Raw genomic sequence first — 22995 nt, 5'->3', positions numbered from 1 at the left:
ACTTTTTTGCATGCGAAAGAAAAATTTATTGGGACAAAAATAAAGGTTATGTTTCCATAACCTTGAATTATTCTTGAATTAAGAGAGTGCCCCTTCCTTTTGCAGTTCCTCAAAGTTCCGGAGGGATTCCTCAAACTTGATAATATACTGCTGTACGAATTTGAGATTTACCGGATTGACTTTAGGAAATCTTGGCGAGGAGTTGAATAATGTGAACATTGCCTTTCAAATTTAATTTTGACCATTAATACAAAATTTGTGCCATTTGGGTTCATTGAAAGTAGTAAAAAATAAAAACCCCTATCCGAGACAGGGGTTTGAGGGTGGAAGACCGGGTTCGAACCGGCGACCTCTGGATCCACAAACCAGCGCTCTAACCAGCTGAGCTACAACCACCATTTTAATTTATTCTGATCTTTTATCAGATTGGACTGCAAAGGTAATATTTCGCTATTCCTAAAGCAATAACATTTCTCAAATTTTTCTTGAAAATTTTAGGCGGTCACCTTTTTTTTCCTCATGAAAAACACCGTTCTCGTAGGCCAAATGTCCGGAAACCACTGTGTGTGTGACTTTTGATTTGAAGACATGACCTTCAAATGGAGACCATCCACATTTTGAAAGAATGTTGGATTTTTCAACTTTCCAGGGACTGTCCAAGTCTGCGATCACCAGATCCGCATGATATCCAGGACGTAAATAGCCTCTTTTGTCAATTTCAAAAAGGATGGCAACATTATGGCACATCTTCTGTACGATCTGCTCAAGCTCGATTTTACCCTCATGGTAGAGGTCAAGCATGGCTACAAGGCTGTGCTGAACCAATGGGCCTCCTGAGGGTGCCAAGCTGTAAGTCCTTGATTTTTCTTCCAAGGTATGTGGGGCATGGTCGGTAGCAATGACATCTATCCTGTCCTCCAATACACCCTGAAGGATTCTCTCCCGATCTTTGGCAGTCTTTACCGCAGGGTTCCATTTGATCAGATTTCCCTTTTCTTCATAATCTTCCTCCGAAAACCAAAGATGGTGGATACAAGCCTCTGCTGTGATGCGCTTTTGTTCCAAAGGAATGGAATTGTCAAACAAATCCACTTCCTGGGCAGTGCTGATATGAAGAACATGGAGTTTGCTGCCGTACTTCTTTGCCAATGCGACCACCTTCTTGGATGCATCATAACAAGCCTCTGCAGACCGGATTTTTGGGTGGAACTTTACAGGAATGTCCTCTCCATATTCGGCTTTGTACTTTTCTAGATTGGCTTTGATGATATTGTCATTTTCGCTGTGAGTTGCAATCAGCAATTTACACTCCGCAAATATTCTTTCGAGGCTTTCAGGATTGTCTACCAACATATTTCCTGTCGAGGAACCTTGAAACACTTTGACGCCACAGACATTTTCAGGATCGACTTTAAGGATTTCGGCAATGTTGTCGTTAGTGGCACCAAAGAAGAAGGAATAATTGGCCAGCGATTTTTGGGAAGCAATATTATATTTTTCCTCCAAAAGTGGGATAGTGGTACTTTGGGGGACGGTATTCGGCATTTCCATGTAGGAGGTGACGCCACCTGCTACGGCGGATTTGCTTTCGGTATAAATATCCGCTTTGTGGGTCAATCCTGGTTCTCTAAAGTGAACCTGATCATCGATCAGTCCCGGGAAAACATATTTGCCAGTAGCATCAATATGTATATCCGCTTCAAAATCTGACAGATCCGTGCCTACATTATAGATCATTCCGTCCTTAACAAAAATGTCGGCGAGGGTTATCTTGCCTTCATTCACTATATTTGCACCGGTGATTAAAATACTTTTCATGAATATTCTTTATGAGATGGGAAATTTGATCCAAGAAACCCCAATCCTAAACAGCTGATTTTTCAAAAACTAAAGAAAATCAAAGCTATTAAATTTCATTTTTGGCGTTTCTTACCTTTCAAAAATACAAAACATGTCCGATAGCCCTCACAGTTTCGAAAATTTTAAATTAAACAAACAGCTCCTAGACGCTGTCAAGGAGGCCGGATATACCAAACCAACTCCGATTCAGGAAAAGGCAATCCCATTGTCCCTTGCAGGGCATGATGTATTGGGCATCGCCCAAACTGGAACAGGCAAAACAGCCGCCTATATCCTTCCCATCCTGATGAAAATCAAATATGCCCAAGGAATGCTTCCAAGGGCATTGATATTGGCGCCAACCCGCGAATTGGTCATGCAAATCGAAGAGGCGGTAATCGTTTTTGGAAAAAATACAGACCTGAGATTCGTCTCCCTTTACGGTGGGCTTGGGCCAAAAACCCAGATCGAAAAGCTTCAAAAAGGTGTGGATATCATTATTTCCACACCGGGAAGATTTTTGGATTTATATAGAAAAGGAGATATCGTCACCAAAGAGATCAAAACCATGGTCTTGGATGAGGCTGATAAAATGCTGGACATGGGTTTCATGCCACAGATCAGATCTATACTCGAGATCATTCCGACCAAACGTCAAAACCTCCTTTTCTCGGCCACTTTTGGCCAAAAGGTAGAGAAGTTTTCTTACGAGTTTCTGGAATTTCCAGAGCGGGTAGAAGTATCTCCTCAGGCTACGACCGCCGAGACCATCCATCAGGTCAAATATTTGATCCCCAATATCAAAACCAAAACCAACCTTTTGATCCATATTCTGGAAGCCCATGATGTCAAAAGGGTCATGGTGTTTACCAAGTCAAAGAAAAATGCCGAGTTGGTCTATAGCTATCTGGACAAAAAGAAACTCGGGTCCATGCGTGTCATCCATGCCAATAAAGGTCAAAATACCCGGATCAACTCTATGGAGGATTTCAAAGCCGGGGATGTGCGGATCTTGGTAGCGACAGACGTCGCAGCAAGAGGGCTTGATATCAGTATGGTCAGCCACGTGGTCAATTTTGACGTGCCGCTGATCTATGAAGATTATGTACACCGCATCGGAAGGACCGGAAGGGCAGAAAACGAAGGGATTGCCATCACCTTTGTCAATCCTGCGGAAGAATATCATTTTGAGAAAATAGAAGAAATCATCCGCATGGAAGTGCCGACTGTGCAGATTCCGGTAGAAGTGGAGATTGTGGCAACACCTTTTGAAGAAAAACAGGCTTACGAAAGGGAAATCGATGGGCAGAAGAGGAAAATGAATCCGGATTTCAAAGGCGGTTTCCACGAGAAAAAAGCCATTCCCAAAGCCAATCCCAATAAAGTCGAAAAGAAGCGTGGCAACAAAAACTCCAAAGCGAAAAGAAACAGAAACCAAATGAAGACGCAGGCAAAGTGGAAGAAGTGATTAAGACTATTCTGCGTTATTGAAATGCTCTAAATTAAAAGCTTCCGAATTGAGTAAATTCTGAGGCTTTTTGTTTTCCAATTCCTTGGTTGGAAATTATTTATCCCCTTCACCAATGTAGCAATTGATCAGGTTAGAATTTTATAGGAAGGATATTATTTGATTGGGTGAATTCATAAGTTTTACAAGTTTTACCGGTTCTACATCACATGATTCGCATAGTCCTTTGTTATTAACATTTTGCAAAACATACCTTTCTTTATATCTTACAAACACAATCTTTAGTAATGATTTTTTTAACAATTGCCCTTAATATGGATGGATTATGAAAAAAGATCTCCAAGATTTCCAACATTCAATATTAGTCAGTGACTTGTCAAGGCTTATAGAACAAAGTCAAAAGCATGTTGCTATTGTGGCAAATAGTACTTTGACTTTATTGTTTTGGGAAGTCGGAAATCGTATCAACAATGAAATTCTCAAAAATGAGAGGTCAGCATATGGCAAACAAATAGTTTCCACTGTTTCTTCTTTGTTGGAGGTAAAATACGGGAGGAATTTTACAGAGAAAAATGTGCGTAGGATGATTCAATTTGCAGAGAATTTTCCTGATTTTGAAATTGTCGTTCCACTGGCACGACAATTAAGCTGGATTCATTTTATAATCTTAATCCCATTAAAAAGTATGGAATTAAGATTGTTCTATGCTGCTCATCCCAAAAATCCAAATCTGTCAGATGATTTTTTAAGTTTTCATTTATATAAATTTTCAAATAATTATGAAGATGAAAATTAAGACTAACATTTTGTTTTTGTGCTTCTTTTTTTCATTTTTCAATATTTACGCTTTTTCATCCTTTGAATTAAGAGTCCCGCTAAACCATAACAATCTCTCGGAAGGATATTCTTTTATTCAATACCAGATAGTGAGTGATTTTGATCCTTCAATAGAGACAATATTAATTTATTCGGACCCTATTGATGATTATTTTCCGGAGGTTGATTGGTCTGAAATATTAAGGGGAAAATTTAACGTAGTAAAAATTATTGGAAGGCATAATTTTGATTCCTTTTTTAAAAATGTCTCAAAGGCCGGAGAAATTAACTGGTCTAGATCCTACATGATTTTCAATCAATACCAAATAGCAATGGATATTGAAACAGTAAGAGCCACTTTAATGAAGGAGAATAAAGTAAGTTTTATTACCGGTTCCTCCTCCGCAACTGCGATCTTCCAGTACCTTTCGATGTTTCCTGAAAAAGTTAAGTCTGTTATCTGTATCAATCCTTTACTTTTTGATTTACAGAAGAACCTCAGTTTTAAAAAATTTGAAATTGATGATCCTTTGTTTTATAAAAACACTTCGCCCGAATCACTTTTTAAATTTGGCTACTACGCCTATTTTATTGAAAAAAACATTAATGCTGAGGAAAAAAACAACTTCTACCATCAAAGCCTTTTCACTTTTAACTCCTATTCTTACTTATTTTTCAACAAACAGATTACAAATGAAAGGAGTAGGTCTTTAGCATTAAAAGTTAGGTTTTTTGAACACACATATAATCTTCAGGAAAATAAAACAATGCCTGAAGAGGGTAAAAACTCATTATATTCTTGGATGTATATTGAAAGCAGACCACTTTGGCTATCCCATTCTCAGATACCTTTTTCTGTTGTTGGAGTTTTTTATGATAAAGGTGAGATTTATAGTGGGAAAATCTTAATCATTGGAAGCGCCCAAAACTGGCTTATTCATCCAAAATCTTTTGAAGCATTGGCAGAGTTCTATCCTACAAGTACATTGTTTATGGTAAATGATGGTCATGCCATGTTAGCTGTCAAAGAGGGTTCTTTGTTACAAAATTTTGTTTTTGCCTACCTTTTGGATGACCAGAAAATGAAAATATCCTCTTTCACGGCACTTAGAAAGGAAGGGTTGATTTTCCAGAATCAATATTCTTCGGATAAAATCCCAGAGAGGTAATAAAATCAATTCCTTGGCGGATTGATCATAATGTGCGCCCTATGCGTTCCGGGATCCATAATCCAAGGCATAGCCGGACCTGATGGCTTCAGGGGCAAACCTGTACTCGCTTCTGTGGCCCAAGGGATATACACCACATAGCGCAGGTAGGGGTCTTTTACTTCACCTGTTTCGGGATTGTAATCAGCTGCATCGGCACTCAAAACGAATAATGTCGCGCCATCTTTGGGCATGATCAGTTTGCCGGATTTGGCTTCTTCCTCACGGATGTCAAAAATTTCTTTGGCGGTTTTTCCTTCTTTCTTCAACTGTCGTCCCCTTTCCATAAAAGGATCCAAAGTATTGTGGTAACAGGAAGTATTGAATCCAGGGCTGTTTGGGTCATCAGCCAGGCAGATCATTTCATTGGTCCCCTTTCTCAAAATGGCAAATTCCCCTTTTTCGTCAAATCCATAAACCGTCGCCCCTTCTTTTTTATCCTCAGGAGCGGCCATCAAAGCTGTTTTGATTTGTACTTCCTTTGTGGGAATAGATTGGGCAAAGGAAGAGAAAGCGATAAGAAAAAGAACCGAAAATAGGAGGGAAGTTTTCATGGTTGACAGGGTTTGTTGTTGCACTAAGTTAGTGGATTTAGGTCTGATTTAATCCTTTTTCATGAAAAATGCTTTTGCATCCACGTCAAACTTCTCAATCGCATACCGCAGCATGGTTCGTGGCATGGATTGATAGTGCTTCAGCAAAAACTGATTTGCAGTTTCGAAATCACGGTTGCCAACCTCACGGATCATCCATCCTACAGCCTTATGGATAAGGTCATGAGGGTGATGGAGCAGTATTTCAGCGATTTTTAAAGTGTCTCCAAAATCTTTTTTTCTGATAAAATAGAAAGTGCTCATGATTGCTATCCGTTGATCCCATAATATGCCCGACTTTGCCAAATCATAAAGTATGCTTCTGTCTTTGTCAAAGAGGTAATCCCCGAGGATGAGATGGGCCGAACTGTCAACCAAATCCCAATTGTTGACCCAAGACCTGTTTTTGAGATAGAAATCAACCCATGACTTCTTTTCTGCCTTCCTGGTTGCTTTTTGAAATTTCAGGACCAAGATGAGGATAGATGTCAATCTGACCTCATGAAAGGGACTTTTGATCATAATCTCTAGCTCTTGGTCAGGCAAATCTTTCCAATATTTCTTGGCGATTATTCTTTGCTCTGGAACTGTGACGCCTAAAAACCGGTCGCCTTCTCCATATTCACCCTTTCCTGTTTTGAAAAACCTTGGGAAAAAAGCGGCTTTTTCAGGAATTGCTTTTTGCCGGAGTGCTTCCTCGATTTGATCTTTAATTTTCATAGTTCAATACACATTTTGGAGACTTTAATTTGATGTTTTTTTATTTCAATTCCTTCCAAATTTCTCTTGGATGAATCATTGGAAGTAAATTTTATTTCGTTCATTGAAATTATTTGGATAAATTCTAATGAATCTCTGAGGTTAAAGGATTTTAGGCATTTTTTTTGATATATTTGAAAGGTATACAAAGACCAATTTTTCTCAAAACGGCCAAATAATCTACTGATTCACTCGTTTTGAATTTCATTTATCAGAGTTTAACTTTTACTGTTTTTATGAAACAAAAGATTTTTATTGCTGATGACCATCCTCTTTTTCTTAAAGGCTTGAAAGGTTTTTTGGAGGAGAATAATTTTGATGTTATCGGAGAGGCCCCAAACGGGGAATTGGCATTGAAATTTATTCAGGAAATAGAACCCCATTTAGCCATTTTAGATCTGGATATGCCAGGTTTGAGTGGCTTGGAGGTGGCTAAAATGTGTCATGAAAAAGAAATCCAAACGAAAATAATCCTTCTGACTTTCCACAAGGAGTCATACATATATCAGCAGGCAAAATCTTTGAATATTTCAGGGTATATGACTAAAGACTTTGATCTGGAAGAATTGTTGGATTGTATCGATCTGGTCTCAAAAAACGAAACTTATTTGAATGAAAAAATCCTACCGGAAAATTTAAGTGGTAAGCTAAATGACAAACCCGTGAACCTTACTCCTACTGAAATAAAAATCATCAGGTACATAGCAGATGGTTTGACTACTAAAGATATTTCCGGTATTTTATTCATAGCCGAAAGGACCGTTGATAAGCATCGCAGCAACATTATAAAGAAACTTGACCTTGACAAAAAACATAACTCCTTGTTGTTGTGGGCACAAAAAAATAAAGAAATAATATACTAAAATGGTTTTTTAAGTGTTTTATCCATAAAATTAAGTATTAATACGTATTGAAATTATAATAATATTAACTTATTTTTGGACAAATTATTTAATAACATAAAAATGAATATTCATTGTACTTTTGGAATGTTTAAAATAATTCAATCAGTCAGTAACGAGGACGAGCTTTTGGTACTATCCCAATGGGAAAGTTTAAAGAGGTTGTTTGAAGCAAGCAGGATTTTTATGGTAAATAACAATGATTCCGTTTTCGGTGTTTATTTAGGTAAAAAAGAGTGCCTTGAAGCGGTAAACAAGATGATCAAAAACATCGATTACAGGGATTGGGATCACTTGAAGCTTGAAAAAGACAATTATTATTTGAAAAGTAATGCCTAACTACAAATTGGCGGACTAATTGTCCGCCAATTTTTTTAAGGTATGTTGGATCAGCTTGTCTACTATTCCGTAGGCATCCTTTGTAAATTCTTGGGTGATTCTGTTGGCAATGATAGCATTGAGGCTCAAAACTTCATGGCCTAAAAGTCTTCCCATCGCATAATACCCCGAAGTCTCCATTTCAAAATTGGTAAGCTTAAAACTATCCAGGTCTATATTTCCTAATTTTTCAATGATATCAGGAATGGCAGGTTTTATTCTCACTTCCCTTCCCTGAGGGCCAAAAAATCCCGGACAGGTAACGGTATTTCCTATCAAAAGTCCTTCTCCCAAGAGATCCAGCAGTTTTTTTGAACCCTTTACGCAATAGGGAGTAAATGAAAGTTCCAGGTCTTCTTGGATTTTCCTTCCGACTTTTTGTTCCAATTGAGAGTATTCTGTATTGTAAAAAGCCATCAACGTGTCAAGCCCAATGCCATATTCCGAAGCAAGCATGGAACCTGCGGGAATTTCCTTCCTCATACTGCCGGAAGTTCCTACCCTGATGATATTGAGTGTGGTATGATTTTCCTTTGGGATCCTTGTTCGCAGGTCAATATTGACCAAAGCATCCAATTCGGTCATAAAGATTTCGATGTTGTCGGTACCCATTCCGGTACTCATCACGGTGAGTCTTTTTCCTTTGTAATAACCTGTATGGGTTACAAATTCCCTTTTGCTGACCGAATATTCGATTTCGTCAAAGTACCGGGAGACTTTAGAGACTCTTTCGGGATCACCCACCGCAATAACCGTCGAAGCCAAATGCTCCGGCTTCAGGTTCAAATGATAAATGCTTCCGTCAGGATTGATGATCAACTCTGATTCCGGGATCCTTTTGCTCATGGAGAGGTTGTTTTGCTTTGTCCTGTCGTCTTATCAGGCCTTTGTAAGGATTGTAGCCGTTGGTGTTTTTCTGGTAATATCCCGATCCGTCGTAAGGTCTTTTTTCAGGATTTTCTTTACATTCAACAGAACAGGCGCCCTCCATTTCCCATCCGCATTTTTCACAGATCGGAAGGTGGGCATTGCAGGTTGGATTGGCACAGTTGACCATGCGGTCGCATTCGGTACCGCAAACATGGCAGGTTGAAATCACCTTTGGATTTACTTTGTTAATATCGACCGCGATCCTGTTGTCAAACACATAGCATTTGCCTTCAAAATCCTCGCCTCCTGCTTCCATGCCGTATTTGATGATGCCACCATGGAGTTGATAGACATCTTGGAAGCCTTGTTCCAAAAGAAAAGCCGAAGCTTTTTCGCACTTGATGCCACCTGTGCAATAAGTCAAAACTTTTTTGCCTTTGAGGTGCTCAAGTTCTTTTACCTTTTCGGGAAAATCCCGGAAATTATCGATGTCCAAAGTAAGGGCACCTTTGAATCTTCCAAGTTCATGCTCATAGTTGGACCGGACATCGAGGATGACCACGTCTTCTTGGTCTTTAAGTGCTTTGAATTCTTCAGGTGCTAAGTGTTTACCTGTCTTGACATTGGGATCGAGGTGGCGAAGGCTGCTGTGAACGATCTCAGGCTTGACGCGGACATGGATTTTTGCAAACGCATGCTTGTCAAAGGCTTCAATTTTGAATTCCGTTTTGGCAAACCTCGGATCGGCATGGATATAGGCCATGTACTTTTCACAATCTACTTTCAATCCTGAAACAGTCCCGTTCAGTCCCTCAGGCGAAATGATGATCCGGCCCCGGATGTTGTTTTCAATACAAAAAAGATGGTGTTCCTCGCGGTATGCCTCCGTGTCTTCGATAGTGGCATAGCAATAATAAAGCAGAATGCTGTAGGGTTGATTTTCCATAACTTGAGCCCTGTTTCGGCAGGGTGTTTTGGTTTATTAATAAGATTCAATAATTACTTTTTGATGGGTGCTGCAGGATTCCCGAATACGGTTTCACCATCTTTGACATTGGAGATCACGACCGATCCGGCTCCGATTCTTGCGTTTTTACCAACAGTGATGCCGGATACCAAGGTGACTCCGGAACCGATAAATGCACCTTCTTTGATCGTAACGCCTGAGTTGACAATAGAACCTGCACCGATCTGAACAAAGTCCTCCAAGACTGATTCATGGTCTACAATTGCTCCGGTATTGAATATGCAATGGCTTCCGATTTTGGTGCCTGCGCCGATATTCACCCTGCCGTTGATAAAATTTCCATGTCCAAGAACCGCATCTGTCGATACATAGGAAGACTCGTGGATGGCATTGATCGGTTGGACCTTCCTACGCTCATTGAGCATTTTGACCAGAAACTGACGGTATTTATTGTCATCTACGGCGACAAATGCTTCACACTTTTGTCCGATGAGTTTCAGAAAACCGTCATCTTCAGGATTCCCCAATACGGGTACGACATTGATTTCTGTGCCATGGAGTTTTTCATCTTCATCCAAAAAGCCATAGACAATGACTTTGTTGCTGTTGAAAATCTCTAATGCTGGATGGGCGATGCCTTTCGCTCCAAGAATGATAACTGGTTTCTCCATTTTTTTCCTGTTCGGATCGCAAAAGTACGCAAATCAGGTTTTAAACAAAAATCATTTCCTTTCCGGTTTGAGAAGGTTCTGACCGATTTTACAGTCTAGGCACTTTTTAGGCTTACAATAGTCATGGTAAAGTCCGATCATCCCTTGGCTGTCAAAAGCGGTTTTTGCTCGCCATTGGTGGATGCCATATTTGCGGATGATAAAGTTTTCTTCTGCCTGTATTTCCTGAAGGAGGTCAAAGCATTTTTCTTTCCAATCGCTCTCTTCGATGTACTGCCCATAGGTATACCAAAGCGGGATGACAAAATTGATGGTAAGAAGGGACAAAGTATTTTTGCTGAGTTTTTTGGCTAATTTTTTCTGTGAAGGTATGCCGACTTTGATATGGAAAAGCCAATACTCAGGTGTCTCAATATCGAAGACTTTTTTGAACTGCTCAAAATGCTCATTGTGGTGGATGACGGATGAAAACAGATTTGGGTTTTTGTTGAAAACCTGTGCCAATTGGACAATTCTAAGCGGAGGAAAATTTTGAGGACGGACGCCCATCATGATCCATTCATGGTGGTGGATGTTTTTTTGAAGGCGGTACTTTTTCTGATAAAAATCATACTCTTTTTGGAGGAAAAGGCTGTAATCATCTAATGGTTCTATGGGAATTAAATCAGCTTGTCCAAAAAGGATGGCTTCGATGACCTGCGGTTGGTTACCGTGTTTTTGCAGAATTTTGTAAGGTACGCTTTCTGCCAATTTAAGCATGGTGTTGGCATTGGTCTTGAATCCAAAGCACTGAAAAAGCAAGCGGTAAGCGGTTTCCTCCCAATTGTTGTTGGTGGATTCCAATATCCTGACAAGTACCGCAGACTTATTTCCCAACCGCTCTACAAGGGTTTTTTCCAACATTGAAAGTTGGATGATGGGAGGGATCTTTTCCAATAAATTACCACAAAGGATTTCATCCATGTTACTTGTCAGCCTTTCATAATTGCGGATGACATCAAGCAGGATTTTTCCCTTCAGCTCCAAAGTGGGAATTTTGCTTCCGTCATTTCTGAGTATGGTTTTGTCCTCTTCCCAAACCACATGCAGCACGACAGAATTGTACCTTAAGTCGGCATTGTGGTCGTGGGATTTCCAGTCTGAAGCTTTGCGGTGCACTTCCACATGTCCGAAAAGATCCAATTTGCCAAGTTTGATGTGGGCTTCCAAAAAATCAGGGCCTTCATGGAAATTGTGGTAACCGATTTTTTTTACTTCGATCGGAAGTCCTTCGGTGGTCTGCAGGGAATTTTTGTCAAAATACTGGTATTTCCACACCGTTTGAAGGAAGTCTTCCTGAAAATTCATGTCTTAAAAATTGGGTTGAAATTGGAAAAATCAATTTCAAGATTATTCCAATAATTAAAAAATTCAAGGCCCTCAGGAGGCGATTTTAGTCGACTAATATTATTCGTGGGTCAGAATCATTGCCTCTAGCCTGTTGTAGCATTTGTCAGCCAACTTCAAAAAACCATCTTCTCCCGAGAATGAACCGGGCTGAATGGCTGCTGAAAAATAGACTTGGACTTTTCCCGGCCTCAACAAGATTGAGCCCCGCTTCATAATACGGTCCGCACCGATGACCGCCATCGGCATTATGGGTGTCCCTGTTTCTATCGCCATCCTAAAAGCCCCTTTTTGAAAGGGTAGCAAAGCTTGCCCGGTATCGTTTCTTGTTCCTTCCGGGGATACAACTATAGAGATGCCTTTTTTGAGAATTTCCATCAGCCTCTCCACAGAGGCTTTTCGCGAAGCTGTATCTTTCCTGTCTACCCAAACCGCCACCCGGGAAACCACAAATCCGAAAACAGGGATCTTGGAAAGTTCCTTTTTGCCGATAGCCCGCACTTCCTGACGGATAGCCATCGGAATCACCGGAGCATCGATAAAAGACCTGTGGTTGAAAATATAGATGTATGCCTGCTTCGGGTCAATTTGTTCCCGACCGTGGATTTCATAGCGGATGCCAACCAAAAATGACCAAATCCCTGCCCAAAAACGGATAAAAATAAAGGAAACCTTGCCACCCCTCGGACTGACCAAGAGCGGAATGACTATAAACAATCCAAAGACCAACATTAACACGATAAACAATGCTAAAGCATAGATGGTATAAATCCACTGAATGATTTTCATTTCCGAAAAGGTTTGGGTAATTTTGGCAATCCTTAAATAAATTTACTAACTCTTTACTTGCAAACAACCCCTGAGAGCGATTTCAGGGGTTTCGTTTTTTTAGAAAGTGAGGTATGAGTGGGAAAAAACCAAAGGAAGATTTTTGATTTTCAAAGAATTGACTTTATAATTTTTTTTGTACATTGTCTTTTAGTTAATAAACTCTTGGTATTAATGCCATTTTGATTTTAATAAAATTTTATGTCGAAATACAAACTTAAACTCCTCCTTCACATTGTTTTTTGCGGATCCTTACTTTTCGGATGCAATTCCAAACCAATAGACAAAAATGTAGAAATAATTCTCGTCGGAGATTCAGAACCTCAATTCCTTTCAAAAATCATAGATAATATCGAGTATATAGTTTTTGAAAACCCCAATAAGCCTTTTGTTAAAGCCGACAAATTATTTGTTTTTGACGGGGGAATTATTTTGGCGGACTTCTGGAGCAACCATACCTTATTGAGGTACGACCAAAATGGTAAATTTATCAATCCCATAGGTAGATTCGGTGAAGGACCGGGTGAATATGTTCAGATTACAGATGTCGACTTTGATGAGGCAAACAATAATTTGATTGTTGTTTCACGAAATCACCTAATCACGTACAGTATAGAAGATGAATTTATTGATGAAATTGAATTAAGGAACAGGCCTTATAAATTTTTAAAACTGGATGGTGAAAAGTATTTGTTTTATTTTCCGGAGGTCTTGGCACCGGAACTAAGAGCAGGAATTGACCGAGCAATTCTATACAATTACTCAACTGATTTAGATAGTTTAGAACCTATTTTTGATCCGGTTTTTCTTGAAAAAATAAATGGTATGGGGGAAAAAAACAATCTTTTTAAATTGGGAGAAACGGTTCTTTTTTCTTCGAACTTTTGTGATACAATTTATATGCTCTCAAAAGATGGCATCGAAAAAAAGTTTTTCCTTGATTTTGGTTCTGAACAAAATGATTTGTCAAAGTTATATGGACTATCCATTCCTGATTTGGTGAAAGTACTTAATGGAGAAGCATTTAAAAATATATCGATACACATGCCTCATCTATTTGGGAATTCAAGATACCTGACATCTGCTTTTAGGAAAAAAACCGGATTTGATTTTTTTGTATATGACATGAAAGACAAGATCCCTTATCTTTCTTCAAAATCGGTGAATGACGTGGATGGTGGGCTAGGATTTGGTATTATCAAAAGGATGGATGACGATTACTTTTATTCATTTTTTGAACCGGAAGAAATCCTCCAACATTATGAAAAGAACATTGATCAATTAAAAGACCAAGACAATAATTTCACAAAACTTGCCATGCAGATCACTAGAGATGATTTTTTGATTTTGGCCAAGTATAAATTAAAAAAGTAAGCTACTTCTTCGTCCCCTGAGAGATTTCAGAGGTTTCGTTTTTAAAAGAATCTTGATCGCAAACCAAATACATTTTTCCTTTCAATAATTCTCCTTTTCCAAAAAAACCTTACATTTGCAGTCCGTTCGGGTGAACGGGGTCTCTGAGACTGATTCTCAGCGACTTTTCATCAACTAAAAGCCTCAATCCCATGACCCTAGGATGGAGGAATGTCAGGGTCAATCACACATTATGTCTAATCAAAAAGAGTTTAACTGGGATAATTTCTCCACCAAAGGTTTTGGTGACGGATATTCCAAAGAACAAAAGGCCGACATGGAAGCCATGTATGCCGGAACTTTGAACACGATCACAGAAAAAGAAGTCATCAAAGGCACCGTAGTAGGTATCAATGACAAGGACGTGATCATCAACATCGGTTTCAAATCTGATGGCTTGGTTCCCGTATCTGAATTCCGTGATCTTCCTAATCTTAAAATCGGTGATCAGGTAGAACTTTTCATCGAAGAGCAGGAAAATGCCTTGGGACAGCTTGTCCTTTCAAGGAAAAAAGCAAGAATGGTACGTGCATGGACTGACATCGAAGATGCCCTTACCAATGACAGCGTGATCGAAGGTCTTGTAAAAAGAAGAACCAAAGGTGGTCTTATCGTGGATATCTACGGTGTGGAGGCTTTCTTGCCTGGTTCTCAGATCGACGTGAAGCCTATCAGGGATTTTGATATCTATGTAGGTAAGAAAATGGAAGTAAAAGTGGTTAAAATCAACCACACCAACGATAACGTAGTTGTTTCGCACAAAGTCTTGATCGAAAAAGACCTTGAGAAACAAAAAGCAGAAATCCTCAACAACCTTGAGAAAGGTCAGGTATTGGAAGGTGTCATCAAGAACATGACCAACTTCGGTGTATTCATCGATTTGGGTGGTGTTGATGGCTTGCTTCACATCACTGATATCTCTTGGGGTAGAATCAACCATCCGGAAGAAGTACTTAACCTTGACGACAAAGTTCAGGTTGTTGTGCTTGACTTCGATGATGACAAGAAGAGAATTTCTTTGGGTATGAAGCAATTGACTTCACATCCTTGGGATGCCTTGTCAGCTGAATTGGAAGTTGGTTCAAGAGTGAAAGGTAAGATTGTCAATGTGGCTGATTACGGTGCATTCTTGGAATTGGCTCCTGGCGTTGAAGGTTTGATCCACGTTTCTGAAATGAGCTGGTCACAGCACCTTAGAAATCCTGCTGACTTCGTAAAAGTCGGTGACGAGATCGAAGCTGTTGTGTTGACTTTGGACAAAGACGAAAGAAAAATGTCTCTTGGTATCAAGCAATTGACTGAAGATCCTTGGACTAAAGGTGACATGGCTGCCAAATATGCTGTTGGAACCAAACATAAAGGAGTGGTAAGAAACTTGACCAATTTCGGTTTGTTCCTTGAATTGGAAGAAGGAATCGACGGTCTGGTACACGTATCTGACCTTTCCTGGACCAAGAAAATCAAACACCCATCTGAGTTTGTAAAAGTCGGTGACGAATTGGCGGTTGCTGTTTTGGAACTTGATGTTGACAACAGAAGATTGGCACTTGGACACAAGCAATTGGAAGAAAACCCTTGGGATACTTTCGAAACAGTATTCCCTATCGGATCAGTACATAAGTGTACTGTGAATTCCAAAAATGACAAAGGTGCAGTTCTTGAGCTTCCTTATGGTCTTGAAGGTTTTGCAACCTCCAAAAACCTTGAGAAAGAAGACGGATCTACAGTTGAAGTCGGTGAATCTTTGGATTTCAAAGTGATCGAATTCTCTAAAGACGATAAGAGAATTGTCCTTTCCCACACTGCTACTTTCAAGGAAGATGCTAAAGCTACAGCAACTGCAGCAGCAAAAGCAGCTGATAAGAAAGGCAAGAAAAAAGCTGACGAACCAAAAGCTGAGGCTCCTGCTGCTGCAGAGAAATCAACTTTCGGTGACATCGATGCTTTGGCTGAGCTGAAGGAGAAGATGGAAGGCGGAAAGAAGTAAGACTTGAGATATGAGATATAAGACATGAGATCTTAGCTCATTCTTAAATATAGAAGAGTGTCTGCCGAAAGGTGGACACTTTTTTTATGCCCATCACAATTTCTTGCTTGGTCTGAATTTGGAGCAAAAGGATGGATAGATCAAATTCGAATAAAATGAACTAAAAATAAAATTGATTTTTAAAAATTATTTTTTAAAATTGAGTTATGAAACATCTCCAACTTTATACGCTCGTCCTCCTAATTTTTTGCTCCTGTTCGGACCCAGAAAAAAAGGAGCAAGAAATTCCTACCACTTATTCGTTTGAGGTTATTGATTCGTTGGATCTAAATATTTTGGGAGATCCCCTTATTGTTGATGTCAGCCCAAAAGCGGATCGGATTGTCTTCTATGATTTTGCCAACCGCGAATTTATTATCACGGACAGCTCAGGAGCTATTTTGAGCCAGTTTTCGAAAAAAGAAGACACCCCTGATTCCCATGGATTCCTGATGGAATCCCCCGGTTTCGTCAATGAAGATCAACTCGCCCTGGCCGGGATGAATGGGATTTTTATATATGATTTAGACGGCAATATGATTAAAAAACTTGCGCATCCTGAGTCTTTGGGAGGTGCTGGATTTATGAGTTTTTCGGGTAAAGGAATGGAAACGGCAATACTTCATGGAAAGCAGTATTTGCTTAGCAAATCTGTCAGAACTCGGGAGACTTTTCCTGGAGAACAAAAATTTTATGACAGCTTCAGGGCTTTGGAACTTATCGATATTGAGGAAGAGAAATTCATTGAAATTATACCCTTTGAGCAAGGAAGTCAGTTTTTGGATGGAAATGGCTATTTTGAAAGTGATTATGCTCCGGCATTAGAGGCTGCCGAAAGCAAACTTTATATTTCCTTGGGTGGGGAACTGCGGTTGAATGTATATGACCTGAGTCCTGAGGGAGCAGAGTTGGATACGGTGGTCATGCTTGATTTACCCGGCTTTGGCAAACTGCCTGTAACGCCAAGGGCTGAATTTGCCGAAGGTACGGTTATTATAAAAGGTGGCACACCTGCTATTCGAAACATACATGTTGTAGAAGGCAAAATTTTGGTTCAATACTATGGTGGAATTCCCGAGGAAAAAATGAAGGAATTAGAAGCGCTTTATAGTTCTGGAAGTGAAGCGGAAGCTGAACAGCTCTATGAAAAAATTGAAAGTGAAGTCAATAAGGGAATTTTGATATTGGACCAAAAGACTTTGGAAGTAATTGGAAACCTTGATTTTCCCAGAGGAGTTAATTTAAGCGGTTTTGCTTCAGGCGGCGGGTTTCTTTGGATGGAAAAAGCGCCAAACGAGGAAGAGGAAGAAGATTATTTAAGGATTTATAAAGTGCAACTAGTGGGTAAATAGAAAACCATCCGTTGAATTATTCATTATTGCAATTTTATTGAACATTGGGGATGCCTAACGTTGAAAAACAAAAAAGCATCCCTTTTCAAGGATGCTTTTTTTGTGAGGTCGAGAGCGGATTCGAACCGCTGTACAAGGTTTTGCAGACCTCTGCCTAGCCACTCGGCCACTCGACCGTTTTTTACGGAATGCAAATGTAGGGATTCTACTAATTAAATCAAACGGAGTTTAACCTAATTTTGGTTCTAATAAAATTTCATTTTTTGATAAAATAAAAGAAGCTTCCCAATTGTGGGAAGCTTCTGAGGTCGAGGATGGATTTGAACCACCGTAGAAAGTCTTGCCGACTAACGCCTAACACTCGGCCACTCGACCTTGTAAAAACCATTTGACTTAATAGAAACCTGAATCCGGAAATAAACGAAATACAACTTTGCTAAAAAGCCTTTTTTAAAAGATGGGAAGGAATTTTGATTGGACTGAAAACCATTCCTGTATTGAGGTCGAGGATGGATTTGAACCACCGTGGAAAGTCTTGCCGACTAACGCCTAACACTCGGCCACTCGACCTTATAAAAACTATTGACCTTCAGACAAATGAGAAAAGAATTTAATCCAACACAGTTGGCCAAAAGGCTTTATGATAAAATTTGATGGAACGGTTTATCTTGGGTGATTAAAACGTTCTTTATTTGAGGTCGAGGATGGATTTGAACCACCGTAGAAAGTCTTGCCGACTAACGCCTAACACTCGGCCACTCGACCTTATATAAAAACAAATAAAATCACTAAACCTTAAATTGACAAACTTTTTTTAATTTTTTTTTAATAAAAACTCAAATTTTCGAAAGTTTGAATTATTAAAAGTTGAAAAAGAAACTTGAAGATTTTTAACCGGCTTAAGTCATGGTAATATTAATCCAAATATAATTTTATTTATAATGAATCTAAATTGAATACGCCTAAAGCAAATACTGTTTAATACACTGAAATACAAATACTTAAATTAATTATAATTATAAAAATATGGTTGTCAATTCAAATTGATTCAAGTTTGAAAAATAGAATTGCGATAGTACATTTGCAGTGTTTATCAAAAAACGTGCTTTAAACTGTTTAATAAGTAATAAATATGTCGATCAATCGCTCAATATTAAGTGTTCCTTTAAGATTTAGCCTCTTACTGTTGCTATTCTTCCAGTTGTCAGGGACACAAGTCTATGCGGTAAATCCCGATGTTTCCAACAGTGAGGAGGCGATTGCTGCAGGAAAGACCGTATTCAATGCAAACTGTAGGACTTGTCACAGGCTTGATTCCAAGAATGTGGGACCCGCCTTACGAGGTGTTACCGACCGGCATTCTATAGAGTGGACCAAAAAGTTTATCAAGAATTCACAAGCACTGATCGCTTCAGGAGATGCCGAAGCGGTCGCTATTTCAAGCCAATTCAATAATCTGGTAATGCCGGCACATGAATTCCTTTCGGATACCGACCTGATGAATTTGTTGGCATATATTGAATACGGTGATAAAGCTGACCCAGCTGCAGCTGCGGCACCTGCCGATGGCGTTCAAGCAGGTGCTACGGGAGGATCAGGGATTCCAAGTGAATACCTTACCATAATATTGGTTGTACTCGTAGTAGTATTACTTTTAATTTTGATTGTTTTAGGGCTCATCATATCTATTTTGACCAAATATTTGGGAAGCCAAAAACTTGATGCTGCTGATGAAGAATACATCAACCAAAAATTTGATTTTAAGAAACTGATCAAATCCGATGGTTTTGTAGTTATAATCACAACACTTGTAATCGCATTTACTGTAAAAACTGCTCTTGATGAGATTTTGACTATAGGTGTTCAGCAGGGATATGGTCCAAAGCAACCTATCGCTTTTTCTCATCAGCTTCATGCAGGACAATATGAGATTGAATGTCAATATTGTCACACAGGTGTTGAAATCGGTAAATCTGCCAATATACCGTCTGCTAATATTTGTATGAATTGTCATACACATATTCAAAATGTTGGCGGTAAAGAAGGTATCTCTCCTGAAATTGCAAAAATTTATGCAGCGGTTGATAATAATCAGCCAATTGAATGGGTACGTATCCATAACCTTCCGGATCTTTCATATTTTAACCATGCGCAGCACGTAGCTGTAGGCGGAATAGAATGTCAGACTTGTCATGGACCAATTCAAGAAATGGAGGTAGTTTATCAGCATAGTGCGCTTACAATGGGTTGGTGTATAGACTGTCACCGGCAGACAGACATCAATTCCAAAGGGAATGAATATTACGATAAATTGGTACAGTTACACAGCAATTCCAAAGAAGCACTCAAGGTGAAAGATATCGGAGGATTGGAATGTGCAAAGTGCCATTATTAATTAAAAAATAATTCAGAACTTACTTTTCTTGAATATACAATGACAGAAAATAAAAAGACCTATTGGAAAGGTTTAGAGCAATTAACAAATGATCCTGAATTTGTTAAGAATGCAGAGAAGGAATTTCCTGAAATGCCAACAATCTTAGGAAATGAAGAAGGTGCATCTAGGAGGGATTTTCTAAAATTGATGGGTTTTAGTTTGGCGGCTGCATCCTTGGCCGCTTGTGAAGCTCCAGTGAGAAAGGCAATTCCATATGTCAACAAACCTGTTGACGTCAATCCATCCATTCCTAATTATTATGCTTCAACATTTTCTTCCGGCGGTGATTATGCCTCTATTGTAGTAAAAACCCGGGAAGGAAGACCTATCAAAATAGATGGTAATGAACTTTCTCCTATAAACAAAGGAGGCATCAGTGCCATAGTTGAAGCTTCAGTTCTTTCTTTGTACGACAAACAAAGACTTGCTGGCCCATACATCAATGGGACGAAATCAGATTGGGCAACTATCGATTCTGAAGTAAAAGCCAAATTGGCATCAGCGGGTACAGTTAAAATTGTTACCAATACAGTAATTTCTCCATCGACTGAAAGAGTTCTTCAGCAATTTGCCGAGGTATTTGGTAGCGCGGAAGTCATCACCTACGATCCTATTTCCAATTATGGAATAACCAAGGCTGCTGAAACGTCTTATGGAACAGCAATGCTTCCAAGCTATAACTTCAATAAAGCCAATGTGATCGTGAGTTTTGGAGCTGACTTTCTGGGAACATGGATTTCTCCCATAGAGTTTGCTAAGCAATATGGACAGGGTAGAAAAATTTCGAAAGAAAAGCCGGTCATGTCCCGTCATTTCCAATTTGAATCCAATCTTTCCCTTACCGGTGCCAATGCGGATTATAGAACACCGATAAAACCTTCTCAAAGCGGACTTGCAGTATTGGCATTATACAATGCCATTGCAAAGCAAGCCGGAGCAGCTACTGTTTCAGGTGGTGCAATTGAAATCGCTCACCTTGATAAAGCTGCAAAGGAACTTTGGGCTAACAAAGGTAAGTCCATCGTGGTATCAGGTTCAAATGATCCTAATGTGCAGGTTGTTGTAAACGCCATCAATGACTTACTCGAAAACAATGGCGTTACCGTAGATTTTTCCAAGCCATCCTATTTCAGAAAAGGAGACGATTCCAAAATGAATCAATTTGTGACTGATTTGAAGGCAGGCAGGGTAGGAGGAGTTGTTTTCTACAACTGTAATCCTGTTTATGATTTTGCCAAAGGGGCTGAAGTAGCTGAAGGAATTGCCAAAGCGAAAGTGTCAGTGGCCACCAACTCCACTATGGATGAGACAGCTTCCATGGTACAATACATTGCTCCTGATCACCATTATCTTGAATCATGGAATGATTTCTATCCAAGAAAAGGAGAATATAGCTTAAGCCAACCTGCGATTTCTCCATTATTTGATTCGAGACAAGCGCAGGATACATTTTTAGTTTGGGCAGGCGCTGCAACCAATTATTATGATTTCTTGCAGCAAAACTGGAATACAACCCTTTTTGCAGATCAAACTGAAACTGCAAATTTTCAGGAATTTTGGGATAGATCACTATTCAACGGGGTGTATTCTATTCCATCTGAATCAACACCTGTTGCCAATGTAGCTGATTTGGCTTCCGCAGCCTCTTATGTAGCAAAAGCTTACAAAGCAGAGAGTGCAGGCACAGAATTGGCCATTTATACCAAAGTTGGAATTGGCAATGGAACATTTGCAAACAACCCTTGGCTTCAGGAAATGTCCGACCCAATTTCTAAAGCTACATGGGATAATTATCTTACCGTTTCTCAAAAATGGGCCAATGAGAATGGCTTAAAGATGTCTGAAGGTGAGACTAAGAAAGCAAAAATTACAGTAGGAGGTAAATCTCTTATAGTACCGGTTTTGGTTCAGCCTGGTCAAGCAGACGGAACAGTTGGTTTGGCTTTAGGATATGGCAGGACCAAAGCAGGAAGGGTAGCAGATGGAGTCGGAGTGAATGCCTATGAATTGGTAGATAGCTCAAAAGGCTTTACAAATTTCGATGTAACTAACGGTATTTCTATCGAATTGACTTCTGAGGTTTATAAAATTGCACAAACACAAACCCATCAAACTTACATGGGAAGAGAGTTTGTGATTCAAGAAGCTACCTTAGGTGAATATAAAGAAGACGCATCTGCAGGCAGATATCAGCCAAAAATTTACAAAGAAGGGGAGTTTGTCAAACCTTCTAAAATTTCACTTTGGAAAGGACACCAATATAGCCAACACCATTGGGGATTGGCAATTGATATGAATTCTTGTATCGGGTGTGGTGCTTGTACGATCGCATGTCAGGTTGAGAATAACGTTTCTGTAGTAGGAAAGCAGGAAGTGCTTAACCGAAGAGAAATGGCCTGGATTAGGATTGACAGGTACTATAGCTCCCCAGCTGAAGCTACCTCAAATAAAGAATTGGAAGTTGCGGCAGATAATCCAGAGGTTACCTTCCAACCGATGATGTGTCAGCATTGTAACAATGCCCCTTGTGAAACAGTATGTCCGGTTGCTGCTACAACCCACTCCTCAGAAGGATTAAACCAAATGACTTATAACAGGTGTATTGGAACAAGGTATTGTGCCAATAACTGTCCATATAAAGTAAGGAGATTCAATTGGTTCAAGTATCATGACAACAAAGATTTTGCTGCTGTTAACGTGGCACAAAACGACGACATGGGCAAGATGGTATTGAATCCTGATGTAACAGTCAGAGCAAGAGGTGTCATAGAAAAATGCTCTATGTGTGTTCAAAGAATTCAAGCAGGTAAATTGACTGCCAAGAGAGAGGGTAGGAAAGTTAAAGACGGTGAAATCAACGTAGCCTGTGCCTCGGCATGTCCTACGACTGCTATTGTTTTTGGAGACATGAATGATGCCAACAGTAAAATCACTCAAATGCTCAAAATTCAAGAAGACACAACTTCAGCAATGAAAGAAGTAAATGAAGAAAGAGCTTACCACGTATTGGAAGAAATCAATGTGAGCCCTAACGTGTGGTATTTTACCAAAATCAGAAATAAGGATAAATCAGAAGCGTAAT

General features: G+C 39.5%; 19 protein-coding genes and 3 tRNA genes. 10 read left to right on the top strand and 12 right to left on the bottom strand.

Features of this window, described 5'->3' with window-relative positions:
• Positions 1-78: 78 nt before the first annotated feature.
• From NK987_RS12010 to NK987_RS12000, 3 genes are all read right to left on the bottom strand, one after another.
• Complete coding sequence (locus NK987_RS12010) at positions 79-219, bottom strand: hypothetical protein (RefSeq protein WP_259264022.1); 141 nt, start codon at positions 217-219, stop codon at positions 79-81.
• A gap of 102 nt (positions 220-321) precedes the next feature.
• Positions 322-397 (bottom strand) — tRNA-His (locus tag NK987_RS12005).
• 77 nt (positions 398-474) lie between these two features.
• Complete coding sequence (locus NK987_RS12000) at positions 475-1818, bottom strand: dihydroorotase (RefSeq protein ID WP_259264021.1); 1344 nt, start codon at positions 1816-1818, stop codon at positions 475-477.
• Between the two features lie 133 nt (positions 1819-1951).
• Here NK987_RS12000 and NK987_RS11995 point away from each other — a divergent pair, with 133 nt between their 5' ends.
• The 3 genes from NK987_RS11995 to NK987_RS11985 all read left to right on the top strand — a co-directional run bounded on the left by NK987_RS11995 (position 1952) and on the right by NK987_RS11985 (position 5292).
• Positions 1952-3307, top strand: coding sequence for a DEAD/DEAH box helicase (locus tag NK987_RS11995; RefSeq protein ID WP_259264020.1), 1356 nt, complete (start codon positions 1952-1954; stop codon positions 3305-3307).
• 325 nt (positions 3308-3632) lie between these two features.
• Positions 3633-4103: a DUF1016 N-terminal domain-containing protein gene (locus NK987_RS11990; protein WP_259264019.1), complete on the top strand. Its 471-nt coding sequence runs from the start codon at positions 3633-3635 to the stop codon at positions 4101-4103.
• Between the two features lie 325 nt (positions 4104-4428).
• Entirely contained in the window at positions 4429-5292 is an 864-nt protein-coding gene (locus NK987_RS11985; protein ID WP_259264018.1) for an alpha/beta fold hydrolase, read from the top strand.
• Between the two features lie 5 nt (positions 5293-5297).
• On the opposite strand, the gene NK987_RS11980 is transcribed toward NK987_RS11985, so the two are convergent.
• Together NK987_RS11980 and NK987_RS11975 are read right to left on the bottom strand one after the other, a co-directional pair.
• Positions 5298-5885, bottom strand: coding sequence for a hypothetical protein (locus NK987_RS11980; RefSeq protein ID WP_259264017.1), 588 nt, complete (start codon positions 5883-5885; stop codon positions 5298-5300).
• 48 nt (positions 5886-5933) lie between these two features.
• Entirely contained in the window at positions 5934-6644 is a 711-nt protein-coding gene (locus tag NK987_RS11975) for a DNA alkylation repair protein (protein ID WP_259264016.1), read from the bottom strand.
• A gap of 275 nt (positions 6645-6919) precedes the next feature.
• Here NK987_RS11975 and NK987_RS11970 point away from each other — a divergent pair, with 275 nt between their 5' ends.
• Entirely contained in the window at positions 6920-7546 is a 627-nt protein-coding gene (locus NK987_RS11970) for a response regulator (protein WP_259264015.1), read from the top strand.
• Between the two features lie 102 nt (positions 7547-7648).
• Entirely contained in the window at positions 7649-7924 is a 276-nt protein-coding gene (locus tag NK987_RS11965) for a hypothetical protein (protein WP_259264014.1), read from the top strand.
• 15 nt (positions 7925-7939) lie between these two features.
• On the opposite strand, the gene NK987_RS11960 is transcribed toward NK987_RS11965, so the two are convergent.
• The 5 genes from NK987_RS11960 to NK987_RS11940 form a co-directional block, all read right to left on the bottom strand.
• Positions 7940-8809: a nucleoside phosphorylase gene (locus NK987_RS11960; protein ID WP_259264013.1), complete on the bottom strand. Its 870-nt coding sequence runs from the start codon at positions 8807-8809 to the stop codon at positions 7940-7942.
• Complete coding sequence (gene trhO / locus NK987_RS11955) at positions 8766-9779, bottom strand: oxygen-dependent tRNA uridine(34) hydroxylase TrhO (RefSeq protein WP_259264012.1); 1014 nt, start codon at positions 9777-9779, stop codon at positions 8766-8768. Before trhO ends, NK987_RS11960 begins: the two co-directional genes overlap by 44 nt.
• A gap of 53 nt (positions 9780-9832) precedes the next feature.
• Positions 9833-10471 (bottom strand): acetyltransferase, encoded by a 639-nt coding sequence (locus tag NK987_RS11950; RefSeq protein WP_113925235.1) that lies wholly within the window; start codon positions 10469-10471, stop codon positions 9833-9835.
• Between the two features lie 51 nt (positions 10472-10522).
• Positions 10523-11818, bottom strand: coding sequence for a DUF2851 family protein (locus NK987_RS11945; protein WP_259264011.1), 1296 nt, complete (start codon positions 11816-11818; stop codon positions 10523-10525).
• 99 nt (positions 11819-11917) lie between these two features.
• Positions 11918-12646: a lysophospholipid acyltransferase family protein gene (locus NK987_RS11940; RefSeq protein WP_259264010.1), complete on the bottom strand. Its 729-nt coding sequence runs from the start codon at positions 12644-12646 to the stop codon at positions 11918-11920.
• A 240-nt stretch (positions 12647-12886) separates the two neighbouring features.
• Here NK987_RS11940 and NK987_RS11935 point away from each other — a divergent pair, with 240 nt between their 5' ends.
• From NK987_RS11935 to NK987_RS11925, 3 genes are all read left to right on the top strand, one after another.
• Positions 12887-14059, top strand: coding sequence for a 6-bladed beta-propeller (locus tag NK987_RS11935; RefSeq protein WP_259264009.1), 1173 nt, complete (start codon positions 12887-12889; stop codon positions 14057-14059).
• Positions 14060-14291: 232 nt separating this feature from the next.
• Positions 14292-16085, top strand: coding sequence for a 30S ribosomal protein S1 (gene rpsA, locus NK987_RS11930; RefSeq protein WP_259264008.1), 1794 nt, complete (start codon positions 14292-14294; stop codon positions 16083-16085).
• A 206-nt stretch (positions 16086-16291) separates the two neighbouring features.
• Positions 16292-17476, top strand: a complete 1185-nt coding sequence (locus NK987_RS11925; RefSeq protein ID WP_259264007.1) for a hypothetical protein — start codon at positions 16292-16294, stop codon at positions 17474-17476.
• 105 nt (positions 17477-17581) lie between these two features.
• On the opposite strand, the gene NK987_RS11920 is transcribed toward NK987_RS11925, so the two are convergent.
• Positions 17582-17652, bottom strand: a tRNA-Cys gene (locus tag NK987_RS11920).
• A 519-nt stretch (positions 17653-18171) separates the two neighbouring features.
• Positions 18172-18241: transfer RNA gene (locus NK987_RS11915), tRNA-Cys, on the bottom strand.
• A gap of 367 nt (positions 18242-18608) precedes the next feature.
• Here NK987_RS11915 and NK987_RS11910 point away from each other — a divergent pair.
• Together NK987_RS11910 and NK987_RS11905 are read left to right on the top strand one after the other, a co-directional pair.
• Positions 18609-19871 (top strand): c-type cytochrome, encoded by a 1263-nt coding sequence (locus NK987_RS11910; protein WP_258424205.1) that lies wholly within the window; start codon positions 18609-18611, stop codon positions 19869-19871.
• 39 nt (positions 19872-19910) lie between these two features.
• Entirely contained in the window at positions 19911-22994 is a 3084-nt protein-coding gene (locus tag NK987_RS11905; protein ID WP_259264006.1) for a TAT-variant-translocated molybdopterin oxidoreductase, read from the top strand.
• Position 22995 lies beyond the last annotated feature (1 nt).

Source organism: Aquiflexum gelatinilyticum (assembly GCF_024813435.1).
GTDB classification, from domain to species: domain Bacteria; phylum Bacteroidota; class Bacteroidia; order Cytophagales; family Cyclobacteriaceae; genus Cognataquiflexum; species Cognataquiflexum gelatinilyticum.
Note: the sequence above shows the minus strand (reverse complement) of the source record. Positions and strands in the feature narration are given on the sequence as shown.

Coding starts and splice junctions, on each gene's coding strand:
- NK987_RS12010 (WP_259264022.1), bottom strand. CDS start 219: ATGTTCACATTATTCAACTCCTCGCCAAGATTTCCTAAAGTCAATCCG.
- NK987_RS12000 (WP_259264021.1), bottom strand. CDS start 1,818: ATGAAAAGTATTTTAATCACCGGTGCAAATATAGTGAATGAAGGCAAG.
- NK987_RS11995 (WP_259264020.1), top strand. CDS start 1,952: ATGTCCGATAGCCCTCACAGTTTCGAAAATTTTAAATTAAACAAACAG.
- NK987_RS11990 (WP_259264019.1), top strand. CDS start 3,633: ATGAAAAAAGATCTCCAAGATTTCCAACATTCAATATTAGTCAGTGAC.
- NK987_RS11985 (WP_259264018.1), top strand. CDS start 4,429: ATGATTTTCAATCAATACCAAATAGCAATGGATATTGAAACAGTAAGA.
- NK987_RS11980 (WP_259264017.1), bottom strand. CDS start 5,885: ATGAAAACTTCCCTCCTATTTTCGGTTCTTTTTCTTATCGCTTTCTCT.
- NK987_RS11975 (WP_259264016.1), bottom strand. CDS start 6,644: ATGAAAATTAAAGATCAAATCGAGGAAGCACTCCGGCAAAAAGCAATT.
- NK987_RS11970 (WP_259264015.1), top strand. CDS start 6,920: ATGAAACAAAAGATTTTTATTGCTGATGACCATCCTCTTTTTCTTAAA.
- NK987_RS11965 (WP_259264014.1), top strand. CDS start 7,649: ATGAATATTCATTGTACTTTTGGAATGTTTAAAATAATTCAATCAGTC.
- NK987_RS11960 (WP_259264013.1), bottom strand. CDS start 8,809: ATGAGCAAAAGGATCCCGGAATCAGAGTTGATCATCAATCCTGACGGA.
- trhO (WP_259264012.1), bottom strand. CDS start 9,779: ATGGAAAATCAACCCTACAGCATTCTGCTTTATTATTGCTATGCCACT.
- NK987_RS11950 (WP_113925235.1), bottom strand. CDS start 10,471: ATGGAGAAACCAGTTATCATTCTTGGAGCGAAAGGCATCGCCCATCCA.
- NK987_RS11945 (WP_259264011.1), bottom strand. CDS start 11,818: ATGAATTTTCAGGAAGACTTCCTTCAAACGGTGTGGAAATACCAGTAT.
- NK987_RS11940 (WP_259264010.1), bottom strand. CDS start 12,646: ATGAAAATCATTCAGTGGATTTATACCATCTATGCTTTAGCATTGTTT.
- NK987_RS11935 (WP_259264009.1), top strand. CDS start 12,887: ATGTCGAAATACAAACTTAAACTCCTCCTTCACATTGTTTTTTGCGGA.
- rpsA (WP_259264008.1), top strand. CDS start 14,292: ATGTCTAATCAAAAAGAGTTTAACTGGGATAATTTCTCCACCAAAGGT.
- NK987_RS11925 (WP_259264007.1), top strand. CDS start 16,292: ATGAAACATCTCCAACTTTATACGCTCGTCCTCCTAATTTTTTGCTCC.
- NK987_RS11910 (WP_258424205.1), top strand. CDS start 18,609: ATGTCGATCAATCGCTCAATATTAAGTGTTCCTTTAAGATTTAGCCTC.
- NK987_RS11905 (WP_259264006.1), top strand. CDS start 19,911: ATGACAGAAAATAAAAAGACCTATTGGAAAGGTTTAGAGCAATTAACA.